We start from the raw sequence: 2866 nt of genomic DNA on the forward strand, positions 1-2866 counted from the left end.
ATGTCTTAAGTTCAGAAGTATGGAGGTAAACGATGAGAGTGATGACAAGCAAGCGGTAAAAGGAGACAAAAGGATTACTCGTTTTGGTGCATTTATGCGTAGAACAAGTGTTGATGAGTTGCCTCAGATTGTAAATGTCTTCTTTAATCAAATGTCTCTGGTAGGACCAAGACCACATATGTTGAAGCATACTGAGGAATACAAAAGTTTGATTGATAAATTTATGCTCCGCCATTTTGCCAAACCAGGAGTAACAGGCTGGGCACAAATAAATGGCTTAAGGGGCGAAACTAAGCATGTTAGTGATATGGCCAAAAGAGCTGAAGCAGACATTTGGTATATTGAAAATTGGAGTTTCATGTTGGATGTTAAAATTATCCTCATTACTGCCTGGTCAATGTTGTTTAAAAAGGATGATAATGCTTTCTAAGGCGTACCCATTTATCAACAAAATTAGTCTTTGATGAAAATAGAAGAAATATTAGAAGATAAATTTAGAGAAACGCTGAAAGAAAAGTACACCTCGTGTTTTTCAAATAAAACAATTTTGTTAACTGGAGCAGCAGGCTCCATAGGTAGAAACCTCGCTCTTTTATTGTTACAAACTTCATTGGAAACTTTGATCTTAGTTGATCATTCAGAGGCAAATCTGTATGAGTTGGAGCAGTCTTTAATCCTCAGAGGGTATAACAATTTTAGTATTCAATTGCTAGATGTAACGTGTGAATTAAGTGTGCAAAATGTTTTTTTGAAATACAAGCCAGATCTGGTTTATCATGCTGCAGCCTACAAGCAAGTGCCTCTATTGGAGAAGTTTCCGAAGCAGGCCTTTAAAGTGAATACTATTGGTACTAAAAACATGGTAGATAACGCTATTAAGTTTAAAACTAGAGATTTTATATTTATTTCTACAGATAAAGCTGTACATCCAAAAAGTGTGATGGGCGTGTCAAAAAGAATGGCAGAAATATATTTGACACAATTTTTAGAAAGGACAGATACGATTATTAAAGTCATACGTTTTGGAAATATTCCCGGCACACAGGGCTCTGTTTTACCAAGTTGGGAGAAACAATTAAAATTAACATCAAAAATTAAAGTAGTCAATAAAGCGATGGAAAGATACTTTGTTTCTTTAAACCAAGTTTGCTTGATGTTGATGGATGTTGTTTCTATCAAAACATATTCTTTATTGATATCAGAGATGGGTAATCATTTGTCTATTAAGGACCTAGCGGTTTCTTTTTTAGAACGGAGAAAGTTAAAAGAAGACCATATTGTTTATACAGATATTAGACCTGGTGAAAAAAAATCCGAGTCACTTTCGTACCCTAATGAAAAAATTATTATTCATAAAAAAGATTTTTTTAGCAAAGGAATGTTGGTGTATAATAAAACTTCTTCGGAAGCGTTAAATACTCTAATAGAAAAGTATGAATCTCTTGATGATGTTAGTGTAAAAAAAACTTTTTCTAACATAGTCAAAGAGTTTTAAATAAGTAATTAAAGATGGTTGTTCTTTACGTTATAATAACTGCTCCTTTATCATGATTTTAAAACATTAGTTGAATGATAACTACTAGGCAGTTTTTTGTGAAAAGGGTCATGGATCTTACTTTGGCTAGTTTAGGGTTGATCGTTACTATTCCTTTGATGCTCTTATTGGTGTTGGTTGTTTATGTGTTTGTAGGTGAAAATGGTTTATTCGTTCAAAAAAGAATAGGACAATATGGAGAAGAATTTAATATCATAAAAATAAGAAGCCTATATGCGAAGAAAGAGTTTTTGTCGTTTTCATGTTTTCTGAGGAAATCAAAATTAGATGAGTTGCCACAACTTTGGAATGTGCTAGTGGGTGAGATGAGTATGGTAGGTCCAAGGCCAGATTTAGAGGGTTTTGCAGACAAGTTAAAGGGAGAGGATAGAATTGTGTTAGTAGTAAAGCCGGGGATTACAGGCCCTGCATCTTTATATTTTTATGACGAAGCAAGGTTTTTTAACAATGTAAAGAAGAACAAAGAGGTTACAGAAAAGTTGTTATGGAAAAAAAAAATAAAGATAAATAAGAAATACATAAAAGAATACTCCTTAAAAAAAGATATCGGATATGTGTTTAAGACCTTATTGTTAGTGTTAATTAATCTCAAAAATAATCCTTCAGTTTAGTAGGTTTTGTTATAGATGATTTATATTTGGTCATTAAATTTTTTTAGATGAAAAACAGAAAGTATTTTTCTTATTCAATCGTTTTATTGATTTTAGGACTCTCATTATCGTGTGCGTCCAAACGAGACATTATTTATTTACAAGATCTTGATCAAAAAGATATGGTAGCTCAGTCTGATTTGGTTCATTTTAATGCACCAACATTAAAACCAGATGACAGGATAACCATAAATATCTCATCGATCAACCCCGAGGCTGCTAGGCCATTTAATCTATACATAACATCATTTAACACCGGAGGTGTGTCTGCTTTAAGTCAACAACAACAGCAATCTTATTTGGTTGATTTAAACGGATATATCTTTTTCCCTCAACTAGGAAAAATAAGTGTGCTAGGCAAAACTAGGATCCAATTAGAAAAATACTTGGAAAATAAGTTGAGACCTTTTATTCCTGATGTAAAGGCAAATATTCAATTGGTCAATTTTAGAATCTCTATACTTGGTGAAGTTAGACGACCCGGTCAATATATCATTGATAGGGATAAAGTTTCTATAATTCAGGCAATTGGCTTAGCGGGTGACTTGACGATTCATGGGAAAAGACGTGATATCATGGTAGTTAGAGAAAACAATAACAAATTGACGTACTATAATTTAGATTTAACGGAAAAAAGCATTGTGAATTCTCCAGCTTTTTA

4 protein-coding genes are annotated in these 2866 nt (G+C 32.9%); all 4 read left to right on the forward strand.

Annotation, left to right across the window (positions count from 1 at the left end):
* Positions 1 to 430: sugar transferase (locus ABF281_RS06740; protein ID WP_347180919.1), on the forward strand; the 430-nt coding region annotated here is incomplete at its 5' end.
* 33 nt (positions 431 to 463) lie between these two features.
* On the forward strand, positions 464 to 1495 hold the full coding sequence (locus ABF281_RS06745; protein ID WP_347180920.1) for a polysaccharide biosynthesis protein: 1032 nt from the start codon (positions 464 to 466) through the stop codon (positions 1493 to 1495).
* 74 nt (positions 1496 to 1569) lie between these two features.
* A complete protein-coding gene (locus ABF281_RS06750) occupies positions 1570 to 2166 on the forward strand; it encodes a sugar transferase (RefSeq protein ID WP_347180921.1) in 597 nt (198 codons plus the stop codon).
* A gap of 47 nt (positions 2167 to 2213) precedes the next feature.
* A partial coding sequence (locus ABF281_RS06755; RefSeq protein WP_347180922.1) for a polysaccharide biosynthesis/export family protein occupies positions 2214 to 2866 on the forward strand: 653 nt, incomplete at its 3' end.

The organism is Wenyingzhuangia sp., from assembly GCF_039768515.1.
GTDB lineage: Bacteria > Bacteroidota > Bacteroidia > Flavobacteriales > Flavobacteriaceae > Wenyingzhuangia.